Below are 22,995 nucleotides of genomic sequence, written 5' to 3'. Positions count from 1 at the left end.
CCTACGATGGCGATACGGCGAGAATCGACGCACTGCGCGGCGAATCGCGCACAACGCGCAATCGTCTACATACGCGGGGTGGCCGCGTGTTGACAGGGTTTTCGGCGGCATGCAGGTTAGAACGCACGGGCGCTCAGGGGGATCTGCACGCCCGCATGTTCGTCTTCTTCTGTGCGCCGCGGCCGGCGCAAAGTGGCGCGTGCCTGCGGCATGCGGCGTGGCATGGCCGTGGGCGCGGCGCAGCGAAGAGGACACCGCACGTCGTGCGCGCACGGCGCTGCTCCCATCCGCTGCCGGGGACATTGCATGCCACTTCGCCCATTCACCACCCTCGCGTTCGGCATCGTGCTGGCGCTGCACGGCGCGCCTGATGCTCGCGCGCAAAGCGAGGCCACCGACACCGCCTCTTCCAAGGCCGCCGCCACCGACCTGGGCCAGGTCGTGGTCACCGGCTCGCGGATCAAGCGCTCGGACGTGGAGGGCGCCGAACCGGTGCTGACGATCAGCGCGCAGCAGATCCAGCAGGAAGGTTTCCTCACCGTCTACGACGTGCTCAGCACGCTCAACCAGCAGGGCAGCGTCGAGGCCGACACCAAGTACGGCTCGCACACGCCCAACGCTTCGCCGGTGAGCCTGCGCGACCTCGGTCCCGGGCGCACCCTGCTGCTGGTCAATGGCCATCGCGTCGCCGACTACCCGCAGCCCTACGCCGGCGAAAGCAACTTCGCCAACTACGCCAACATCCCCTCCGCGGCGGTGGAGCGCATCGAGATCCTCACCGGTGGCGCCTCGGCGATCTACGGCTCGGATGCGGTTGCCGGCGTCATCAACGTGATCCTCAAGCAGGGCTACGAAGGCAACCAGGTGCGCCTGCGCGGCGGCACCGCCACCGCCGGCGGACGCGATGTGGTCGACCTGTCCTGGGTCGGCGGGCATAGCGGCGACAAGTGGAACCTGACCTACGCGCTGCAGTGGACCCGGCGCGACCCGCTCTCGGTCGGCGAGCGGCCGAAGATGGACGACCAGGACGACGAGTCCTACAGCAACTGGACCGCGCAGGCGCGCAAGTACGGCTTCAATCCTTCCACCGGGCTGAGCCTGGTCGATGCCGGCGACAACACGCGCCTGGCGCCGCCCGCCGGCACCTGCGCGCGCTTCGGCGGCCAGTTCGTCGATGCGCAGCGGCTGAGCTACGACTACAACAGCGACACCGTGCGCAACCTTGGCGGCTACTGCGGCATGGCCCACGACTACGCCGACTGGCTGGCCGCCAGCGGCGGCGACAGCGGCTCGGCCTATCTGTACGGCACGTTCGATTTCGACAACGGCGTGCAGGCCTGGAGCACGCTGTCCACGACCAAGAGCCTGGGCTACTGGACCTACGACCCGCCCTACGTCTACCTCGGCCCGTTCCACGATACCGGCAGCGACCGCGACCTGTACGCGATCCGCCAGTTGACCCGCTTCGAATCCGGCGGCTGGAAGAACCTGGCCAACACCACCAAGGAACTGTCCTGGGACCTGAGCGCCGGCCTCAAGGGCCGCCTCGCCGACCGCTTCGACTGGGAAGTCGCGATCGGTCGCGCGCGCTACACCGTCGACGAGTACGTGCGCACCGTGGACACGCAGAAGGCCACCGCCTACTTCCTCGGCCCGCAGCTGGGCAGCACCGCCAGCGGCATCCCGCTCTACGATCTGAACGAAGCGCGCTGGTACCAGCCGCTGACCGGCGCGCAGTACGACGACCTGGCGGTAAAGGCGCACAACCGCGCCGATTCCTGGGTCAACCAGGCCAGCGCCAACATCACCGGCGAACTGCTGCAGGGCTGGGCCGGGCCGATCAAGTTCGCCGCGGTCGGCGAAGTGGCCAAGCAGGGCTACCGGCTGGCGCCCGATCCCTGTGCCAACACCTGCTATCCGCTGGACGTGGTCGACTACGGCGGCGGCGAGCGCCTGCGCTACTCCGGCGGCATCGAGTTCGACGTGCCGCTGCTGTCCTCGGTCAATGCCAGCCTCGCCGCGCGCCACGACCGCTACGGCGACTACCGCGCCTACGGCAGCGACCTGGGTGCGGCCATCGGCACGCAGCGCGACACCACCTGGAGCGCCGGCCTGGAATGGCGGCCGCTGAGCACGCTGCTGCTGCGCGGCAGCGTCGCCACCAGTTTCCGCGCCCCGGACATGCACTACGTGCTCGGCGAACCCAGCTCGACCCAGCAGACCGTGATCGACCAGTACCGCTGCATCCAGAAGGGCTACTACCTCACCGGCGGCTGCAGCGCCGAGAACAGCGACGTGTTCTACCTGATGCAGGTCAACCGCCGCGGCACGCCCGACCTGGAATCGGAGCACGGCCGCTCGCTCACCGCCGGCTTCGTCTGGGACATCGCCGAGGGCCTGTCGCTGACCGCGGACTACTACCGGATCCGCCTGCAGGACATGATCAAGGACCTCAACCGCGACGAGGTGCTCAGCGCCGAAGCCGGCTGCCGCACCGGCCTGACCACCGCCGGTGGCGTGTGGGTCAATCCCGGCGGCGCCGAATACTGCGCGCGCATCCTTTCGCGCGTGTCGCGCGACGCCGCCGGCCGTGTCACCGGCATCGAGCAAGGGCCGATCAACATCGCGCAGATGCACGTGTCCGGCGTCGACGCCTCGCTGAAGTACCGCCTGAACACCGCGCGCTGGGGCAACTTCAGTTTCGCCCTGGATTACAACAACCTGATCGGCTACCACGAGCAGACCTACCGCACCGACGACGACAAGAACCTGCGCGACCAGAAGATCCGCAGCAAGCTGCGCGGTAGCGTGCACTGGGAGAACGGCGGCCCGCTGGACCTGACCGTCTACGCCAAGCGCTTCGGCTCCACCCAGGCGGTGAACTGGGGCACCTGCACCCGCTTCGACGACGGCTACCAGCCCAGCCCTTCCGACGCCTGTCGCGTCACCGACAGCGGCAACCGCCATTTCGGCGAGAGCACCAGCCGCTACTTCGGCCGCGTCGGCCCGGCGCTGTACTGGAACCTCACCGCCGGCTACCGCATCGCCCCGAAGATGAAGATCAATCTGTACGTCAACAACGTGCTCGACACCGTCGGCTACGACAACAAGGAACGCTACTACGGCTACCAGTTCTACAACACCACCCTGTACGACGCGATCGGCCGCGAGGTGGCGGCGGAGTATGTGTTGGATTTCTGAAAGGCCGGGATTGGGGAGTGGGGATTCGGGATGGGGCTTGGTCAGCGTTGAAGCCGATCCGATGCATGCGCAACATGCGGCAAGGAAAGCGCGCTACTAGCCCCTCTCCCATCGGGAGAGGGGTTGGGGTGAGGGTCCGGAGCGCGCAGCGCCACGCGAGCACGCATGGGCGTGTGCATGTGGAGATTGGATCGCTTGCTGCCGCACCCTCATCCGCCCCTGCGGGGCACCTTCTCCCGGTGGGAGAAGGGAAGCGCGTTAGCCCCTCTCCCACCGGGAGAGGGGTTGGGGTGAGGGTCCGGAGCGCGCAGCGCCGCGCAAGAACCCAGAGGCGTGCGCTTGTGGAGATGGATCGCTTGCTGCCGCACCCCCATCCGCCCCTGCGGGGCACCTTCTCCCGGTGGGAGAAGGGAAGCGCGTTAGCCCCTCTCCCATCGGGAGAGGGGTTGGGGTGAGGGTCCGGAGCGCGCCGCGCCGCGCAAGAACCCAGAGGCGTGCGCTTGTGGAGATGGATCGCTTGCTGCCGCACCCTCATCCGCCCCTGCGGGGCACCTTCTCCCGGTGGGAGAAGGGAAGCGCGTTAGCCCCTCTCCCATCGGGAGAGAGGTTGGGGTGAGGGTCCGGAGCGCGCAGCGCCACGCAAGAACGCATGAATCAACCGCTCCTATTCGATGACGGCGACCTCATAGCCTTCCCGCCGCGTTGACCCGCTTTTTCCAATCCCGAATCCCCACTCCCCAATCCCACGTTCGTTGCATCAGCAACTGTGGCGCTGCCGCAAACCCTGTGCTATCACTACGTCCCATGAACGCTTCCTGCCGCAGCTTTTATTTTTGGTACTACGGTTTTCCGATGCCGCTGGCGGAGGAAGGATCGCGTTCACCCTGAAGGCAACTTCAGCCGCAATCCCGAAAGCCGCCAGCGAACCTGGCGGCTTTTTTCATGCCGCCGGATCTGGCCCCCCACAGCCCCCCGACGAGACATGCACATGGCCCCCCACACCGACGATCTGCGCATCCGCAAGATCGAACCGCTGACCCCGCCCTCCCAGTTGCTGGCGCTGTTGCCCTGCGACGAGGAGGCCTCGCAGACCGTCGCCGCCTCGCGCGCGGCGCTGCACGAGATCCTGCACGGCCGCGACGACCGCCTGGCAGTGGTGATCGGCCCCTGCTCGATCCACGACCCGGTCGCGGCGATGGAGTACGCGCAGCGCCTGCGTCCGCTGCGCGACACCTACGGCGATGCGCTGGAGATCGTGATGCGGGTGTACTTCGAGAAGCCGCGCACCACGGTCGGCTGGAAGGGCCTGATCAACGACCCCAACCTCGACGGCAGCTTCGACATCAACAAGGGCCTGCGCCTGGCGCGCGGCCTGCTGCGCGACATCAATCGCCTCGGCCTGCCCGCCGGTGTTGAATTCCTCGACATCATCTCGCCGCAGTACATCGCCGACCTGGTGGCCTGGGGGGCGATCGGCGCGCGCACCACCGAGAGCCAGGTGCACCGCGAGATGGCCTCGGGCCTGTCGTGCCCGGTGGGCTTCAAGAACGGCACCAGCGGCGACGTCAAGATCGCCGTCGATGCCGTCGGCGCGGCCTCGCATCCGCACCATTTCCTGGCGGTGACCAAGGACGGGCAGACCGCGGTGGCGGCGACCGCCGGCAACCCCGACTGCCACGTGATCCTGCGTGGCGGCACCCAGCCCAACTACGACGCCGACAGCGTCGCTGCGGCGGCGCAGGTGCTGGAGAAGGCGGGCCTGCCGGCGCGGCTGATGGTCGACGCCAGCCACGCCAACAGCGGCAAGAATCCGGACAACCAGCCCAAGGTGATCGAGGACATCGCACGCCAGCTCGAGGCCGGGCAGACCCGCATCGTCGGCGCGATGATCGAGAGCCACCTGCACGGCGGCCGTCAGGATCTGGTGGCGGGCCAGCCGCTGGTCTACGGGCAGAGCATCACCGATGGCTGCATCGACTGGGACCATTCCGTGCAGGTGCTGGAGCGGCTGGCGCAGGCGGTGCGCGCGCGGCGCCAGGCGCGGGTGGCGCAGGCAGCCTGAGGACGATGGTGCGGGAAGCGCACGCAGCCAGACCGGCTGCGTGCGTGGAGGGCGAGAATCGCCCGAAGAGGGGCCGGCCGCGCCGCCGAATGCGAAGGGAGAGAGCTTCGGTGTCGACGGCTGCGTACCGGTGATGACGTTATCCGCCCGTCCGGTGGCTGCGGTATGCCGCCGTGTGGCAGCGGCTGGCAAGGTGTTCGCAGCGCGTTAAAGCCTGTTGTCGCCGATTCAGCGCGGGCGCGAGGAGCGGCACGACAGCACATGCGTTCGTCGGGTAGTGATGAAGCTTGGGAACACAGCAGGGATCGTTTGCCAGGCTCGCCAGGTGCGCGCGACAACATGGTCTGGCCAACAAGGCGACCGCGGTTGCGTGAGCGCACCGGCGACACCGTTGCTGGCGAATCCGGCCGCCACGTCGATAATGGGCGCATGGCCGCCGACACGCCCTGGTTCCTGTACCTGCTCGAATGCCGCAACGGCAGCTACTACGCCGGCATCACTCCCGACCTGCACGCACGCTTCCAGGCGCACCTGCGCGGCACCGGCGCCAAGTACACCCGCGCCAACCCGCCGGTGCGGCTGCTGGCCAGCCGCGCCTATCCCGACCGCGCCGCTGCCTCGCGTGCCGAATACGCCCTCAAGCAGCTGCCGCGTGGCCGCAAGCTGGCGTTCCTGTCCGCGCCGGCGTCCGACAGCCCGCAACCGACCGCCGAATCCGCAGCAGTGTAGGAGCGGCTTCAGCCGCGACGGCTCTACCGGTTACGCCTCTCGCGGCTGAAGCCGCTCCTACAAGGGCGCGGGGCGTTCGCGCAGATGTCCGGATGGAGGATGGCTGCACTGTGGGAGGGACTTCAGTCCCGACGCGATACGTTCGAACGCCTCGACAATCGCACCAGGCATGCCGCTATCCGCAGCAGGCACGCCCGCGAGGCACACCCCGCCTCAGCGACTGGGCCAATGCCACGCCGGGCGGTCGAGCGCGCGCAGGCCGGCGACGTCGGTCTGGCCGTGCTCCTTGATCAGCAGGTGGTGCAGGCAATCGGGCTGCTGCTCCAGCGCCGCGATCAGCCGGCTGGCATGCGAGACCACGATGATCTGCGCCTGCCGCGCGGCGCTGCCGATCAGCCGCGCCAGCGCAGGCAACAGGTCCGGATGCAGGCTCGCTTCCGGTTCGTTGAGCACCAGCAGTTCCGGCGGACGCGGACTCAGCAGCGCGGCGATCCACAGCAGATAGCGCAAGGTGCCGTCGGACAGCTCCGCCGCCGACAGCGGCCGTAGCAGGCCATGCTGATGCATCGCCAGGTCGAAGCGCCCGGCATGCACCTCGATCGTCAGCCGCGCGCCGGGAAAGGCATCGTCCACCGCCGCATGCAGGCCGTCGGCATCGCCGATCTCCAGGATGGTCTGAATGGCCGCGGCGAGGTCGGCGCCGTCGTTGCTCAGCACCGGCGTATGCGTGCCGATCTGCGCCATGCGCGCCGGTGCCGCCGCGTCGGTGCGGAAGTGATCGTAGAAGCGCCAGCGCCGGATGTTCTCGCGCACCTGGTGCATCTCCGGTGCCGCGCGCGGATCGGAGAACTGCGCCAGCACGCTGTCGAAACTGGCGATGCCGGCGCCGGCATCGGTCCAGCCATCGTCCTGGGTGCGCAGACGTACCGCCGGCCCGTTGCGGTCCACCAGCAGGTTGGACTGGCGTAGCCAGGGGCCGGCCCAGATGCATTCGCGCTTGATCTGCGGATCCAGCCCGAAGGCCGAGGCCGAGGGCATCGGCAGGCCCAGGTCGATGGCATAGCCGAACGCGTCGCTGGCGTAGCCCAGTTTCAGCCCGACGGCCTGCTGCCGCACCGTGCCCTCTACCGGATGCTCGCCGCGCCGGACCGCGCGGCTCAGCGTCTCCGGGCCGGCCCACAGCGCCGACGGCAAACCGCCTTCGCGGGCCAGCGCGGCGATCACTCCGCCCTGGGCGGTGTCGGCGAGCAGGCGCAGCGCGCGATAGACGTTGGACTTGCCGCTGCCGTTGGCCCCGGTGATCAGGGTCAGCCCGGCCAGCGGCAGCACCAGCTCGCGCAGGGAACGATAGGAGGAAACCGCCAGGGTGGTCAGCATCGGCGCAGCATACCCACTGTCGGCGCCCCGCTCAGCCGCCCGCGTGCATCGTGCCGGTGTCCAGCCAGCGCTGGTGCCAGGACAGCGCCTCAGGCAGAAGATGCGGGGTGTGCTTGCCGTAGCTGGCGTGCAGGGCGCGATCGAAATAGTCCTGCAGCTGCGCGCGGTAGCTCGGGTCCACGCAGTGCGTGAGCAACTGCTGCGCGCGCTGCCGCGGCGGCAGGCCGCGCAGGTCGGCCAAGCCATGCTCGGTGACGATGATGGAGACGTCGTGCTCGGTGTGGTCGACGTGGCTGACCATCGGCACGATCGACGAGATGCTGCCGTTCTTCGCGGTGCTGGGGCTGAGGAAGATCGACAGGAAACCATTGCGGGCGAAGTCGCCGGAGCCGCCGATGCCGTTCATGATGCGGCTGCCCATCACGTGGGTGGAATTGACGTTGCCGTACAGGTCGGCCTCGATCATGCCGTTCATGCCGATGCAGCCCAGCCGCCGCACCAGTTCCGGATGGTTGGAGATCTCCTGCGTGCGCAGGATGATGCGCTCGCGGTAGAAATCGATGTTGCGCTTGAACTCCTCGTTGGCCTCCGGGCTCAGCGCGAAGCCGGTGCACGAGGCGACCTTGAGCACGCCGCTGCGCAGCAGGTCGAGCATGCCGTCCTGGATCACTTCGGTGAACGCGCTGAGATCGCGGAAGCCGCTGCTGGCAAGCCCGGCCAGCACGGCGTTGGGGATGTTGCCCACGCCGGACTGCAGCGGCAGCAGGTTGGGCGGCAGCCGGCCCTTGCCGACCTCGTGCTGGAAGAACGCGATCAGGTGCTCGGCGATGCGCTGGCTGGTGGCGTCGGCCGCAGTGAACGGGCTGTTGCGGTCAGGGCCGTGGGTGCGCACCACCGCCACGATCTTGTCCGGGTCGCAGCGCAGCGACGGCTCGCCGATGCGGTCGTCGGCATGCAGCAACGGGATCGGTTTGCGGTGTGGTGGCAAGGCGGTGCCGTAGTACACGTCGTGCATGCCGTCGATGCCGGCCGGCTGCCAGTCGTTGACCTCGACGATCACCTTCTTCGCAAGGTCCAGCCAGGTCTTGTTGTTGCCGATCGAGGTCGACGGGATCAGGCTGCCGTCTTCGCGGATGCCGGACACTTCCACCACCGCCGTGTCGATCTGCCCGTAGAAGCCGAACCACACGTGCTGGGCGACATGGCTGAGATGGATGTCGATGTAGTCCAGGCTGCCGGCGTTGATGCGCTGGCGCGCGTCCGGGTCGGACTGGAACGGCATGCGCAGGGCGATGCCGTCGGCCTTGGCCAGCGCGCCGTCCAGTTCCGGCGCGGTGGAGGCGCCGGTCATCAGCTGGATCTTGAACGGCTGGCCGTGCAGGTGCGCCGCCTCGATGCGCTGCGCCAGCGCCATCGGCACCGCCTTGGGATAGCCGGAGCCGGTGAAGCCGCTCATCGCCACCGTCTCGCCCGGCTGGATCAACGCCGCCGCGGCCTCGGCGCTGACGATGCGCTCGCGCAGGCGGGGATGGAGGATGCGTTCGGCGGACATGCGGCGACCATGACGTGGGAAGGGGACGGCAATTATCGCGGATCGGGACCCGGCCCGCCCTGGGGTGCGTCCCCACTTTCCGCGCCTGTCGCGCGGCAGCCCATGCGTGCGCCACCAAACGCAGAGATGCGGACGCACGCCACTGTCTGCGCGATGTGTGCGGCGCTGCGCGCACCGGACCCTCACCCCAACCCCTCTCCCGGTGGGAGAGGGGTTCTGGCTTCTCCCTTCTCCTGGTGGAGCCCGGCATTGCGACGGCGGGACGCAGCGCGCGCGCCGCCGGTGCAACGGATGCGATCTGGCGGCCATGCGTGCACCGCCGCGCAACGCCGGGTGCGCGGCGGTGCCGTTTTCACGCTCTCCACGCCGCGCCGCGGCGATAGTGCGGCGGTGCCGCTCCTCACTCGCCCACTGACTGCCGTCCACGCGCGCTACCGGCGTTTGCCGCGCGGCTGGCGCCTGCTCCTGCGCGGCCTGTTGATCGCGTACCTGCTGTATCTGCTGGCCGGCAACGTGTTCCTCAACACGCCGCTGTTCGACCTGGCCACCAACCGCAAGCCGGAGAAGTTCCGCATGCACACCGGGCCGGCATTCACCGTGCTGCCCGGCTTCATCACCGCCTGGAACGTGCGCATGCGCGGCCATGTGCAACGCAACGTCTGGCAGGTGCGCGCCGACCGCGTCAGCGCGCGCATCGCGCTGCTGCCGCTGCTGCATCGCGAAGTGCGCCTGCCGTGGATGGAAGCGGTGAACGTGATCGGCGAGATGGACCGCGTCGACGACATGATCCCGCCGCCGCCGCCCAGCGACCAGGGCTGGACCCTGCGCTTCGATGCGATCCACAGCGGCACGCTGCAGCGCGCGCGCTTCGGCGAGCTGGCGATCGAGGGCAAGGGCCACGGCACCGTCGGCTTCCTCAAGCAGTTGCGCGGCGGCCCGTCGGAACTGTTCCGCTCGCAGATCGTGTTCGAGGACGCCAGCGTGCGCTACGGCAAGCGCCAGATCGCCGACCAGGCCACGCTGGACGCGCGCTTCTCGTTCCCGCGCCACTACCGCGCGCAGGCGCCGGGGCTGCGCAAGCTGGATATCACCGACCTGGCGCTGCGCGTGCACGGACGCAGCGTGGCGCTGCGCATCGACACCGCCGGCGACACCACCAAGCTGAGCACCGAACCTGGGCTCGGTCACATTCAGGCCGATCTGCACCTGCTGCGCGGCGCGCTGCAGCCCGGCAGCACGCTCAACTGGCGGGTGCCGTTGCATGCCGGCGTCGGCGCCACCGATCGCGGCGTGCTGGCGCTGCTGCTGGACGTGGAGGGCGACAGCATCCGCGCGCGCGCGCGCCTGCCCGGCCAGGTCGATCCGCGCAGCATGCTCGATGCCGACCTGCGCATCGCCGGGCGCCAGGTGCCGTTCGCCGACCCGGCGGCGCTGCTGCCGCGCACCTCCGGCCGCGTGCAGGGGCGCTGGCATTTCGAATCGTTGAACTGGATCAGCGACCTGCTGGTGCGCAAGCCCTGGTTCCAGCTCGACGGCGGCGGCGACGTCGCCGCCGATCTGCTGCTGCGGCAGGGCGCGCTGCAGCCCGGCAGCCGTCTCGACGTGCCCGACGTGCAGGCGGTGGCGGAGATCATGCGCGTGCGGCTGAGCGGCAAGGCGCAGGCGGTCGGCCGCATCGTCGGCAGCGCCGAACAGCCGCGCACACAGTTGGATGTGCGCATGCGCCGTTTCGTGCTGGCGCCGCTGGCCGAGCCGAAGGCGAGTTTCGTCGAAGGCGAGAACCTGCAACTGGACTTGCAGGGCGATGGCGCACTGGCCACCTTGCGCGATTCGTTGCAGGCGCGGTTGCGCTTCGCCGACGCGCGTGTGCCCGACCTGCGTGCCTACAACCGCTACCTGCCGGCGGCGCAGGTGCGCGTGCTCGGTGGCGACGGCCGGCTCAGCGGCGACCTGCAGTTGGACGCGTCCGGCCAGGTCGGCCAGGGCAGCGTGCGCGTGCTCGGCCGCCAGGCGCGGCTGCAGACCGCGGGCCTGGAACTGGCCGGCGATCTCGACCTGGACGCGCGGCTGCGCCGCGCCGAACTGCAGGACAAGCGCTTCGATCTGAGCGGCAGCACGCTGCGCCTGCAGGGCGTGCGCTACGGCACCCAGCCCAAGCAAGGCGACTGGTGGGCCACGCTGCGCATTCCGCAGGGCCGCATCGCCGCGGCGGCGCCGGTGCAGGCCGATGCGCAGGTGCAGATGCAGATGCGCGACGCCGGCCCGGTGCTGGCGGTGTTCGCGCAGCACAGCGATGCGCCGGCGTGGTTGTTGAAGCTGGCCGACGCCGGCCAACTGCAGGCCAGCGGTCAGCTGCGTTGGCGCAAGGACGCGCTATGGCTGGATCGGGTCTCGGCAGAGAACGAACGGGTGGCCTTGCGCGCGCGCCTGCGCGTCGGCGACGCCGGAACGCAGGGCGATCTGTATGCGCGCTGGGGCGTGCTCGGCGTGGGCGTGGCCTTGCGCGGCGAACAACGGCAATGGCATCTGCTCGGCGCGCGCGAATGGTACGACAAGCAACCGGCGTGGCTGCCAGAGGCGCCGGCACCGGCCGCATCGCCCTAGCGCGACGGCGAACGCGTCGTGCCGTGCGCCGCGATCAGTGCACCGGCCAAGGGTGGGGCAATGCATCGCGGCGCCGGGAATACGCGGACATGCACAAGGCGCGCATCCGCCCGCTGTTCCCATTCCCTATTCCCGTTTCCCCATTCCCGCCAACACCGCAGAATGTACTGCCCGGTATCGTTTTGCAGTGCAGCGTGCAATGTCCAAAAAAAGCGCCCAAGATCGCCCTGCATCCCGACGTGGGGGAGGGAGCAAAGCCCGCTGGCAGTTCGCTGCAAGCGGGCTTTTTTATTGCCTGTTTCTTGGGCTGGGGCGAGCGCGGACACGGTGCGACGGCGTGGTCTGGGATGTCGATCCCGTCATCCGGCGCAGTGGCGTCGATGCGCCACGTTTCGGGGACGTCTTCGCTGGCCGTATCGGGTACGGCCAGCGTGCAGCTTCCGCGATGGCGTCAGGTCGGCATGGCCTGCGACGGCGGTTCCGGCGACGGCGGCAGTTCCGGCCGGGTCGGATCCACGGTCAGCGGCTCGTCGCTGCGCAGCAGCGCGTGCGCCTCGGCTTCGCTGGCGACCGCTGGCGGCGAGCCGCGCAGCGGCAGGCCGGCGGTTTCGCGCACGAAGACCATCGTCGCGATGCCCACCACTGCCGCACCCATCAGGTAGTACGCCGGCACCAGCGGATCGCCGGTGCGCTCGACCAGCCACGCGGTGACCAGCGGGGTGGTGCCGCCGAACAGCGACACCGACACGTTGAAGGCGATCGACAGCGCGCTGTAGCGCACCGGCGTGTAGAACAGCGCCGGCAAGGTCGACGGCATCGAGCTGGTGAAGCACACCAGGGCCACGCCCAGCAGCATCAGGCCGAGGAAGATCAGCCAGTCGTTGCCGGTGCCGATCAGCAGCAGGCACGGTATCGCCAGCACCAGCAGCGCGATGCATGCGCCGATCACCATCGGCCTGCGTCCCAGGCGATCGCTGAAGAGTCCGCCGACCACGTTGAGCGGCATCATCACCAGCATCACGATGATGATCAGCAGCAATCCCTTGCTCTCGGCATAGCCCATCGTGACGCTGAGATAGCTGGGCATGTAGGTCAGCAGCATGTAGTCGGTGACGTTGAACACCAGCACCAGGCCCACGCACTTGAGCAGCTGCGGCCAGTGGATGCGGAACAGCGCGCCCAGGCCCGGCGCGTCGTGCTCGCGCTTCTCCGCCTCTTCGGCATAGGCCTGGAACGCCGGGGTTTCCTCCAGCTTCATGCGCATGTACAGGCCGAGCAGGCCCAGCGGGCCGGCGATCAGGAACGGCACGCGCCAGCCCCAGTCGAGCATCTGCGCATCGCTCAGCGCGACGTGCAGCGCGGTCACCGTGGCGGCGCCGGCGATGTAGCCGGCCAGCGTGCCGAACTCCAGCCAGCTGCTCATGAAGCCGCGATTGCGGTCGGTCGAATACTCGGCGATGAAGGTCGCCGCGCCGCCGTATTCGCCGCCGGTGGAAAAGCCCTGCACCAGCCGCGCCACCAGCAACAGGATCGGCGCCCAGATGCCGATGCGTTCGTAGGAGGGGATCAGGCCGATCGAGAACGTGCCCAGCGCCATCAGGATCATGGTCGCGGCCAACACTTTCTGCCGGCCGTAGCGATCGCCCAGCGGGCCGAACACCAGCCCGCCCAGCGGACGCACCAGGAACGCCACGGTGAAGGTCGCGAACGTGGCGATCAGCTGCGCGGTCGGGTTGGTGCTGGGGAAGAACACGTGGCCCAGGGTCACGGCGAGATAGCCGTACACGCCGAAGTCGAACCATTCCATCGCGTTGCCCAGCGCCGCCGCGCCGACCGCCCGTTTGAGCATGGGTTTGTCGACGACGGTGACTTCTTCCACCCGCAGTTGGCGGCGGCGCTTGAACCATCCGAAATGGGCGTGGAACTCCGACATGTCTTCTCCTGTCTGGAACGGTGAGGTCATGACCCCCGGCCCGCACAGGGCAGGCAAAGCAAGACGGAAGGGCGCAAGAGGCGCCGCACTGGTCTGCGGGGGCACGATCCCGGATGGCCGCGTCAACACCACGACGCCGCGGGATCGAAGAGACGGAGCGGGTGCGCGTGATCACGCGGGGCTCCGTCGAGGGGCGCATGATACACCATCGCCCGATTCGGCCGGGCGGCAGGGTCTGCGAAACGCGGCGAATATGGCGTGAAACGATGCGTATTGCGGCGATGTGCGGCAACGCGTGGCGCGTGCGGCGTCGTGTTTGCGACGCCTCAACCGCGCGGCCGACGCGCAGCGGGCATTGCCTCGACACACGCCTGGCGCGTGGTGCTGCGTGCACGCGGATGGTGGCGTGTCGCTTTGAGCCGATCGCAGTTGCAATGAGGGAGCGATGCCGAACGCCTTGCATGGTGAAAGGCAGAAGCATCCCGTAGGAGCGGCTTTAGCCGCGACGGGGCGTTCCCGGGAATGCCTATCGCGGCTAAAGCCGCTCCTACAACGCAATGGCGCTTCGGACGAGCCGCGAAACGCATGCGCTGTTGGATGTGCCTGAACGCCCGGGATGCCAGAATCGACCGATGCACAACGCTTCCGTCGCCGTTCCCGCCGCCCTGCAGCCCACACTCGATCGCAGCCTGGCGCGCCTGCGCCAGGCCGTGGCCGCGCAGCCATGGCCATCTTTCCCCGATTTCGAGCCTGCGCTGGCGCGCGCGCTGCTGGCCAGCGATTTCCTGCTCGACACGCTGTGCCGGCAGCCGTCCTTGCTCGCGCACCTGGCGCAGCCGGACCCACCGCCGTTGCCGCTGCCGCAGCTGGATCCGGCGCAGCCCGCCGCATGGCCGGCGCAGCCCGCCGCATGGCCGGCGCAGTTGCGCCGCTACCGCGCGGCGGCCTCGGCGCGGCTGGTGTGGCGCGACGTGCTGGGGCTGGACGATGTCGATGCCACCCTCGCCGGCAGCACGCACTTGGCCGAGGACTGCCTGGCGCTGGCGCTGCAGGCGCTGGAGGGCGAATTCGCCGCGCGCCACGGCGTGGTGCGTGCCGCCGACGGCAGCGTGCAGCGGCTGGTGGTGTTCGGCCTCGGCAAGCTCGGCGGCGGTGAACTGAATTTCTCCTCCGACGTGGACCTGGTCTACGCCTATCCGCAGGGCGGCGAGTCCGATGGCGCGCGGGCGCTGGCCGCCGAGGAATACTTCGCGCGGCTCGGCCAGCGCCTGGCGCGGCTGCTCGACGAGACCACCGCCGACGGCTTCGCGCACCGCGTGGATCTGCGCCTGCGCCCGTTCGGCACGGCCGGCCGGGTGGCGCTGTCGTTCGCCGGCATGGATCAGTATTTCCAGCGCGAAGGCCGCGACTGGGAACGCTATGCCTGGCTGAAGGCACGCGCGGTGGCTGGCGACATCGCCGCCGGCGAGGAGTGGCTGCAGGCGCTGCGCCCGTTCGTGTACCGGCGCTATCTCGACTACACCGCGCTGGACGGCCTGCGCGAGATGAAGGCAGCGATCACCGCCGAGGTCGCGCGCCACGACCGCCTGGACGACATCAAGCGCGGCGCCGGCGGCATCCGCGAGATCGAGTTCCTGGTGCAGTCGCTGCAGTTGATCCGCGGCGGCCGCGAAGCCGCCTTGCGTGAGCGTCGCCTGTTGCCGGCGTTGCGCGCGCTGGTCGCCGCCGGCCAGGTCGCGGCCGAGGACGGCGCTGCGCTGGAGCAGGCCTACCGCTTCCTGCGCCGGGTGGAGAATCGCCTGCAGATGTTGCGCGATGCGCAGACCCATGCGCTGCCGGAGGATCCGCTGGACCGCGCACGCATCGCCTTCGGCCTCGGCTATGCCGACTGGGCCGCGCTGCACGCGGCGCTGCAGGTACAGCGCGACCGCGTCGCTGCCGAGTTCGCCGAACTGCTGGCGCCGCGTGAACGCACGCTGGCGCCCGATGCGCTGGCCGACTACTGGCGCGGCCTGCCCGATGGTGGCCAGGTGCAGGTGCTGCGCGCCGCTGGTTTCGCAGACCCTGACGGCGCCGACCAGGCCTTGCGCGGCTTCGTGCAGTCGTTGGGTGTGCGCAGCCTGTCCGATGCCGCGCGCGCGCGCCTGGACCGGGTGTTGCCGGCGCTGCTGCACGCCGCGGCGCGCTCGGCGCAGGCCGATGCCGCCTTGCATCGCGTGCTCGGCCTGCTGCAGGCGATCCTGCGCCGCGCCAGCTATCTGGCCCTGCTCGACGAACAGCCCAGCGCGCTGGCGCGGCTGGTCGATGTGCTGGCGCGCAGCGCGTTCCTGTCCGAACGGCTGGCGGCGCACCCGCTGCTGCTGGACGAACTGCTCGACAGCCGCGTGGACGGCCCGATGCCGGATCTGGCGGCGATGCAGCGGTTGTGCGATGCCGCGGTCGCCGCGGCCGGCGACGATCCGGAAGCGGCCTTGCGCGGCCTCAACGAAGCGCGCCAGGCGCTGAGTTTCCGCATCGCCCTGGCCACGCTGGATCGGCGCCAGCCTGCACTCGACAGCGCTCGCCAACTGGCGCAGCTGGCCGAAGCGGTGGTGCTGACCGTGTTGCGCCTGGCCCGCGCCGAGCTGGTCGCCGCGCACGGCGAGGTGCCGGGCGGCAGTTTCGCCATCGTCGGTTACGGCAGCCTCGGTGGCGTGGAGCTGGGCATCGGTTCGGATCTGGACCTGGTGTTCCTGTACGACCATCCGCCGGGCGTGGAAGCCTCGGCCGGGCCACGGCCGCTGGAGAGCGGGCGCTGGTTCGCGCGGCTGGCGCAGAAGGTGATCGCCCTGCTCGGCGCGGTCACCGGCGGCGGCCGCCTGTACGACATCGACGTGCGTCTGCGCCCGGACGGCGGCAAGGGCGCGCTGGTGTCGTCGCTGGCCAGCTACCGCGAGTACCAGCGCGACCGCGCCTGGACCTGGGAGCATCAGGCGCTGGTGCGCGCGCGCGGCGTGGCCGGCGACGTGGCGCTGCTGCAGCAGTTCGAGCAGGTGCGCGCGCAGACCCTGGCACGCCCGCGCGAGGCCGCAGCGCTCCGCGAGGAAGTGCGCAAGATGCGTGCGCGCATGCGCGCCGAGCTGGACCGCAGCGATGCCGCGCGCTTCGACCTCAAGCAGGGCGCCGGCGGCCTGGTCGACCTGGAGTTCCTGGTGCAGGCCGGCGTGCTGCTCGACGCCGCGCAGCAGCCGGCGCTGCTGGCGCCGCGCGACACCCAGGCGCTGATCGACGCGCTGGCGCACAGCGGCTGGCTGCCACCGTCCATCGCGGCGGGCCTGCATGCCGCGCACGCCACGCTGGTGGAGGCCGGCCTGGCCTGCACACTGGACCGGCGTCCGCGCCTGACCGCGCCCACCGCCGAGATCGCCGCGGCGCGTGGGGCGATTCGCCAGGCCGCGGCCGCCCTGGACCTGGTGTTCGTCGAAGGGCGTGCAGGCGATGAGGCGGCGCACTGAGGCGCGGCGGGCGCGCTGCGTCGAGAGGATGCTGCGGCTGCTGTCCAGCGAATGGGCATGGGCTGCGGGATGCCACGGTCGCGAGAGCGGCAGGCTGTGTGGGAGCCGCTCTGCCCAGGAGTGTGCATGCGTTGCGATGGCGCAGTGCAGCGCGTTCGACACCGCGCGTCGGGACTGAAGTCCCTCCCACAATGCAGTTCCCGGCAGCGTCGACGCCGCCACTGTAGGAGCGGCTTCAGCCGCGACGCGCGAAGGTGGAAGAGTGCAGCCCTAGTCGGCCGTCGGGACTGAAGTCCCTCCCACAATGCAGTTCCCGGCAGCGCCGACGCCGCCACTGTGGAGCGGCTTCAGCCGCGACGGGTGGAGGCGGCGGATTGCTGCACTATCGATGTCTTACACAGCTACCGCGTCGGCGCCATCCGCCACAGCAGTGCGCGGAACGGCGCCAGCAGGCACACGCCGATGCCCAGTTTCACCGCCAGATCGCCGGCGGCCCAGCTCAACCAGGGCAGCGCCGAGCCGGCGAAGGCGATCGACCAGAAGATCGTGGTGTCCAGGGTCGCGCTGCAGGTGGTGGCGACGATCGGCGCACGCCACCAGCGCCCGCGGCGCAGCCGGTCGAACACGGTGATGTCCAGCAACTGCGCGGCGATGAAGGCCAGGCACGAGGCCGCGGCGATGCGCGGGGTGGCGATCCAGATCGACAGCAGCACCGCCAGCGCGAACCCGCACCAGGCCACCCGCCGCGCCGCGCGCGGGCCGAAGCGGCGATTGATCAGGTTGCTGACCAGGAACGCGAGCGGATAGCTGAAGGCGCCCCAGGTCAGCCAGTCGTTGATCGGGAACTGCACCAGCACGTTCGACAGCAGCACCACCGCGCCCATCGCCAGCACGGACAGCAGCAGCGCGCGCGGGGTCAATGTGGCAAAGGTGGGCGAGGGAGCGGCGACGGAGGACACGGCGATCGAGGCAGGAGCGGTGGGCGCGCATTATCGCGGCCTGGACGCACCATGACCAATGCCGGGCGTGTGGACGATCTCAACGCACCCCTGCGTCGTAGGAGCGGCTTCAGCCGCGACAGAGCATTTCCCGATCTCGCGTGGTCGCGGCTGAAGCCGCTCCTACCGTGGGAAACCCCACGATGGGAAGCGCGATTGCGATTCCCCAATCCCCGCTTCACCGCACCGGCACTGCCGGGAAGCTGCATTGTGGGAGGGACTTCAGTCCCCACCCGATGGCGCATCCGCTTCGCACAGTGCGCCCCCGGCCTCCACGCATCGCGGCTGAAGCCGCTCCTTGTATCTGGACCTGGCGCCCCTAAACAGGCGTCATGTCTTCCGACTGATCATCGGAGGAGGTGTGGGAAGTCCAGTCGCTCCTGAAGCTTAGAGCTTGCATCGTAGATCGGCTCCCCTCTCCACATGCTGGCCCTTGGGTGTCCGAACGGTATCCAGAGTCCGCCCCCGGCGTGAACTCGCATCGACAAGGCAGGACCGGGCCCAGCGCCGATCATGACCCTGACACGATGGAGGAATCGCGTATGTCTCCCGTCATCGGCATCGACGTCGCCAAACGCAGTTTCGATGTGGCCATCGAACTGACCAATGGCAAGCACCGTACCAAGGCCAAGTTGTCCAACGATGCCAAGGGCTTCCAGGCCCTGCAGGCATGGCTGCAGACGCATGCGCAGCCCGAGAGCTGGATCGCCATGGAGGCCACTGGCACCTACCACCAGGCACTGGCCGAGTTCCTCCACGCACGAGGCTATCGGGTGTGCGTGCTCAACCCGGCGCAGACGGCCGCGTACGCACGCAGCCAGCTCAGCCGGGTCAAGACCGATCGCAGCGATGCCAAGCTGATCGCCAGCTATGCCCTGCGTCACCGCGAGCAGTTACGCCGTTGGCACCCTGATCCGCCGGCGCTCAAGCAACTCAAGGCACTGGTGCGCCGGCGCCAGGACTTGCAACAGATGCTGCAGATGGAGCGCAACCGGCTGGACGTCGCTCCGGCCCAGGTGAAGGACTCGATCCAGGTCCATCTGGCCGATCTGCAACATCACATCGCCCAGATCGAGCAGGCCATCGATGACCATATCGACCAGGATCCGACCTTGCGGGGGCAGCGCGAGTTACTGGTGAGCATCCAGGGCATCGCCGACACCAGTGCGGCCTTGATGCTGGCCGAGCTTGGCGATGTGAGGCGCTTTGCCGATGCCTCGGCGGTGACCGCCTTCGCCGGCCTGAATCCGTGCCTGCAGGAGTCGGGCGACCGCAAAGGCCATGTCTGCATCTCGCGCACCGGCTCGCCCCGCCTGCGCGCGGGCCTGTTCATGCCGGCCCTGGTAGCCATGACCCACAACCCGGTCATCCGGGCGCTGAAACAGCGGCTAAGCGAACGCGGCAAAGCCGGCAAGCAGATCGTGTGCGCCGCCATGCGCAAGCTCCTGCACCTCGCCTATGGCGTCCTCAAATCGGGCACCGCGTTCGACCCGAAAAGGGGCCTTGCCTGCTAGGGGGTAAGACGGTATCTACAGGAGGAACGCCGCAATGGGAACCGCTGTTGCGATTCCCCAATCCCCACTCCCGGCCTCAGCGCGCCGGCGGCGGTGTCCCGTCCACCGCGGCGCGACCCACGGCCGGGTCGTCCGTGAAGAAGCCATCGATGCCTGCATCGATCAGCGCGCGCATTTCCTTCATGCTGCCGGCGGCGTTCACCGCGGCCGGGCCGCGTGCGTCCTGCAGCTGCTTGGGCAGGAAATAGTTCTCGGGCCGGAAGGTGTACGGAATCACCTGCAGGCCGGCCGCGTGCGCGTCGGCGACGAAGGGCGTGGGCGCGCCCAGCGCGCCGTCGGCGTTCACCGGCACGATCGCGCGCAGACTCGGGCTGACCAGCTGTGCGTACCTGGCGATCGCGCGCAGGCCCTGCGCGCTGCCCATCTGCGCGTAGGTCGGGCCGTCGCGCAACTGGTCGCCCGGGCGGTCCTTGGGATCGCCCAGCAACTGCACCAGGCGCACGTTCGGATGGGTGTCGCCGAGTTTGCCGTGCAGAGACTCGAGGTTGCCGATCTCGAACGACTGGATCACCACCGGCGCCTTGCGCGTGTAGACATGCGCATCGAGCGTGGCGACCAGCTTGTCTTCCATCGCCAGGCCGAGCCCGCGGAAGTAGGTGCCGTGCTTGATCTCCGGGATCAGCCCGATCGGCCGCCCGCGCGTGGCCGACTCGGCCGCGGTGAAGTCGATGATCTCGTCCAGGGTCGGCACCTGGAACTGCCCGTCGAAGGCAATGCCGCGCAGTTGCGGCAGGCGCTCGCGCGCGCGCAGCGTCTTCAGCTCGCCCAGGGTGAAGTCCTCGGTGAACCAGCCTTCCACGCGCTGTCCGTCGATCTGCTTGACGGTCTTGCGCGCGGCGAACTCCGGATGCGCGGCCACGTCGGTGGTGCCACCGATCTCGTTCTCGTGGCGCGCCACCAGCACGCCATCCTTGGTCGAGACCAAGTCCGGCTCGATGAAGTCGGCGCCGTCGGCGATGGCCTTGGCGTAGGAGGCCAGGGTGTGTTCGGGGCGCAACGCGCTGGCGCCGCGGTGGCCGATCACCAGCGGCTTGCTCTCGCCCGGTGCGGCGGCCGGTGCGGCCGCCGCGGTGGTCGTCAACACGGCCATCGCGCATCCCAACAACCAGGAGGTGGATCGGATCATCGCATGCGTTCCGGTGCGGGGGCGGGCGGACAGGATGGACGCGCTCAGAAGCGCGCGTCCAGGGTCAGGAACGCCTGCCGCGGCGCGCTGGCATGGAAGGCCAGCGAGCGGCCGTTGGGGTCGCTGTTGCTGAAGGCGGTGAGGTTGGAGGCGTAGCGCTTGTCGGTGAGGTTGGTGACGTTCAACGACAGCTTCAGGTCCTGCAGGAACGACACCGCCCCGAAATCGTAGCCGGCGCCGGCATCGAAGGAGGTGTAGCCGCCGAAGCCCTGGTCGTTGGTGTAGGTGTAGTAGCGCTGGCCGGTGTACTTGCCGCGCAGGTTGGCGTTCCAGCCGTTCCAGGTCCAGCTGAGTTCGCTGGCGAACATGCGCTTGGGCGTGTCCACGGTGACCTTGCCGGCGGTGGGGATGACCACGCCGTTCTGCACGTAGTTGTCGTCGTAGGTGGAGCGGTTGATCGAGGCCGAGTTGTACCACTGCAGGTGCGCGTTCGGCTTCCAGATGAAGGTCAACTCGCCGCCGCGGCTGCTCACCGAGCCGACGTTGAAGAAGCGCGTGGTGCACGCCGGGGTGGTGCCCTGCTGGATGCTCGGGCACGGGTTGAGCGAGAGCAGGCGGTTGTCGAAGGTGACGTCGTAGCCGACCAGCGAGGCCTCGAACTGGTCGCGCACCAGGCGGTAGCCGGCTTCGAAGGTCTTGGACTTCTCCGGCTGCAGCGCGCCGACGCTGGCGTCGAACGAGGCCTGGGTGACCAGCAGCGGGCCGCCGGCGCCGCCGCCCTGGAACGCGGCGATGTTCTCGGCGTAGGAGGCGAACACTTCCTGGCCCTCGGCCAGGCGGTAGCGCACGCCGGCCTGCGGCAGCAGCGCCTTGCTGGCCTTCAGTTCGCCGTTGGCCACCGGCGCTTCCACCGCGATCCCCGGGGTCTCGCGCGCGGTCATCGTGGTGTGCGGGCTCTTGGCGCCGATGTCCAGGGTCAGGCGATCGTCGAGCAGCTTGAAGGTGCCCTGCACGTAGGCCTGCTTGGTGGTGATGACGTAGTCCTGCGAGAACAGCCGCCGGTTCGGGTTGCTCAGGAAGATGTCGTCGTCGATCGGGCCGTCGATCCAGTAGAAATTGCGCTCGACGTGGTGCTTGTTGCGCTCGTACCACACGCCCGCTTCCAGGTGGTGCGGGCCGATGTCCCAACCCAGCGAGGCGATGCCGCCGGTGCGGTTGATGGTGTAGTTGGTGCTGCGGATCGAGATCGGCAGTGCCTGCGGCGTGCCCGGGTAGGACGGCTGGCCCGGCGACCACCAGTGACCCTGGCCTTCGTTCTCGTGGTGGTAGACCTGGGTGTGCACGCTCACCGTATCCGACGGCTGGAAGTCGCCGGCCAGGTAGTACAGGTCGTCGTTGCGCAGCGCGCGGCTCTGGTAGTAGGCGTCGTCGGTGTTGTCCACGCCGCCGCTGTAGCCGCAACGGCTGGGGTCGCGCGTGGCCGGCGCGCAGTAGGCCGCGGCCAGCGCACGCTGCCAGTCCGGCGCGTACAGATTCCAGTCCCAGCCCAGGCCGCGGTGCAGGCCGCTCTTGGACAGGTAGGCGTAGTCGGCCTGCGAGGTGCGCGAGGTGTCGACGAAGGCGGTGATCTTGCCGCCCTCGAACTGGTACACGCCCTTGCCGTTGAACTGCGCGGTGTGGGTCGGCGATTCCGGCTTGGCCCACATGTCGGCGTCGGCGTAGATGCCGGACAGGTAGGCGGAGAAGCCGTTGTGCTCGCCGGTATCCAGGCGCAGGTAGGTGCGGCGGTTGTTGTCCGAACCGACGGTCTGCGCCAGGCGCACGCCGACCTCGGTGGACGGATCGTCCGAGTAGTACTGCACCGTGCCGCCGAGGTTGCTGGTGGAGGCGGTGCCCAGGCTGCCGATGCCCGAGGCCAGTTCCACGCCGCCGAAGTTCTCGGCGATCAGCGCGCGGCTGATGTTCAGGCCGTTGTAGTTGCCGTAGGCGTTGTCGCCCAGCGGCAGGCCGTCGAGCGTGTAGCCCAGGCGGGTGCCGTTGAAACCGCGCAGGCTGATGGTCTGCGATTCCTCGTTGGCGCCGAAGGCGTCGTTGGACTGCACGTTGACGCCGGGAATGCGGTTGAGCAGCTTCTGGATGCTGGTGCCCGGCGGCAGCACCGCCACGTCCTGCGCGGTGATGCGCTGCACCTGGCGGGTCTCGCCCTGGCCGATCACCGATACCGCGTCGAGTTGCTGCACGTCGGACGCAGCGCCATCGGCAGCGGCGGGCTCCGCGGCGGTGGCGGCGAAGGGCGACAACAGGGCGGCGAGGATCGCCGTGCTCAGCAGGGAATGGAGAGGCAT

General features: G+C 69.2%; 12 protein-coding genes. 6 read left to right on the top strand and 6 right to left on the bottom strand.

Going from position 1 to position 22,995, the window contains the following annotated elements:
• The first annotated feature begins 285 nt into the window (after window positions 1-285).
• The 3 genes from QN245_RS19505 to QN245_RS19495 all read left to right on the top strand — a co-directional run bounded on the left by QN245_RS19505 (window position 286) and on the right by QN245_RS19495 (window position 5,992).
• Window positions 286-3,201: a TonB-dependent receptor plug domain-containing protein gene (locus QN245_RS19505; RefSeq protein WP_425612971.1), complete on the top strand. Its 2,916-nt coding sequence runs from the start codon at window positions 286-288 to the stop codon at window positions 3,199-3,201.
• Between the two features lie 988 nt (window positions 3,202-4,189).
• On the top strand, window positions 4,190-5,263 hold the full coding sequence (locus QN245_RS19500) for a 3-deoxy-7-phosphoheptulonate synthase (protein WP_160966527.1): 1,074 nt from the start codon (window positions 4,190-4,192) through the stop codon (window positions 5,261-5,263).
• 429 nt (window positions 5,264-5,692) lie between these two features.
• Window positions 5,693-5,992 carry a GIY-YIG nuclease family protein gene (locus tag QN245_RS19495; RefSeq protein WP_160966529.1) on the top strand — a complete coding sequence of 100 codons (300 nt, stop codon included), beginning with the start codon at window positions 5,693-5,695 and terminating at the stop codon, window positions 5,990-5,992.
• A 213-nt stretch (window positions 5,993-6,205) separates the two neighbouring features.
• Here QN245_RS19495 and QN245_RS19490 read toward each other — a convergent pair whose 3' ends face one another.
• The gene (locus tag QN245_RS19490; RefSeq protein ID WP_317843981.1) at window positions 6,206-7,369 is read right to left on the bottom strand and encodes an AAA family ATPase; all 1,164 of its coding nucleotides are present in this window, start codon (window positions 7,367-7,369) and stop codon (window positions 6,206-6,208) included.
• A 31-nt stretch (window positions 7,370-7,400) separates the two neighbouring features.
• Window positions 7,401-8,921: a succinyl-CoA:acetate CoA-transferase ScpC gene (gene scpC / locus QN245_RS19485; RefSeq protein ID WP_317843980.1), complete on the bottom strand. Its 1,521-nt coding sequence runs from the start codon at window positions 8,919-8,921 to the stop codon at window positions 7,401-7,403.
• A 411-nt stretch (window positions 8,922-9,332) separates the two neighbouring features.
• Between scpC and QN245_RS19480 the strand changes: the two genes are divergently transcribed.
• Window positions 9,333-11,525, top strand: coding sequence for a hypothetical protein (locus QN245_RS19480; RefSeq protein ID WP_425612970.1), 2,193 nt, complete (start codon window positions 9,333-9,335; stop codon window positions 11,523-11,525).
• Between the two features lie 451 nt (window positions 11,526-11,976).
• On the opposite strand, the gene proP is transcribed toward QN245_RS19480, so the two are convergent.
• Complete coding sequence (proP, locus tag QN245_RS19475) at window positions 11,977-13,458, bottom strand: glycine betaine/L-proline transporter ProP (RefSeq protein WP_167088057.1); 1,482 nt, start codon at window positions 13,456-13,458, stop codon at window positions 11,977-11,979.
• A 632-nt stretch (window positions 13,459-14,090) separates the two neighbouring features.
• Between proP and glnE the strand changes: the two genes are divergently transcribed.
• Window positions 14,091-16,952, top strand: coding sequence for a bifunctional [glutamate--ammonia ligase]-adenylyl-L-tyrosine phosphorylase/[glutamate--ammonia-ligase] adenylyltransferase (gene glnE / locus QN245_RS19470; protein WP_317843978.1), 2,862 nt, complete (start codon window positions 14,091-14,093; stop codon window positions 16,950-16,952).
• A gap of 401 nt (window positions 16,953-17,353) precedes the next feature.
• On the opposite strand, the gene QN245_RS19465 is transcribed toward glnE, so the two are convergent.
• On the bottom strand, window positions 17,354-17,911 hold the full coding sequence (locus tag QN245_RS19465) for a queuosine precursor transporter (protein WP_317843977.1): 558 nt from the start codon (window positions 17,909-17,911) through the stop codon (window positions 17,354-17,356).
• Between the two features lie 581 nt (window positions 17,912-18,492).
• Between QN245_RS19465 and QN245_RS19460 the strand changes: the two genes are divergently transcribed.
• Window positions 18,493-19,464 carry an IS110 family RNA-guided transposase gene (locus tag QN245_RS19460; protein ID WP_317843970.1) on the top strand — a complete coding sequence of 324 codons (972 nt, stop codon included), beginning with the start codon at window positions 18,493-18,495 and terminating at the stop codon, window positions 19,462-19,464.
• A gap of 76 nt (window positions 19,465-19,540) precedes the next feature.
• On the opposite strand, the gene QN245_RS19455 is transcribed toward QN245_RS19460, so the two are convergent.
• Together QN245_RS19455 and QN245_RS19450 are read right to left on the bottom strand one after the other, a co-directional pair.
• Window positions 19,541-20,614 (bottom strand): glycerophosphodiester phosphodiesterase, encoded by a 1,074-nt coding sequence (locus tag QN245_RS19455; protein ID WP_317843976.1) that lies wholly within the window; start codon window positions 20,612-20,614, stop codon window positions 19,541-19,543.
• Window positions 20,615-20,694: 80 nt separating this feature from the next.
• On the bottom strand, window positions 20,695-22,995 hold the full coding sequence (locus QN245_RS19450) for a TonB-dependent receptor (RefSeq protein WP_160970400.1): 2,301 nt from the start codon (window positions 22,993-22,995) through the stop codon (window positions 20,695-20,697).

This window comes from Xanthomonas rydalmerensis, assembly GCF_033170385.1.
GTDB classification, from domain to species: domain Bacteria; phylum Pseudomonadota; class Gammaproteobacteria; order Xanthomonadales; family Xanthomonadaceae; genus Xanthomonas_A; species Xanthomonas_A rydalmerensis.
This window is presented reverse-complemented; position numbering and strand designations above follow the sequence as displayed.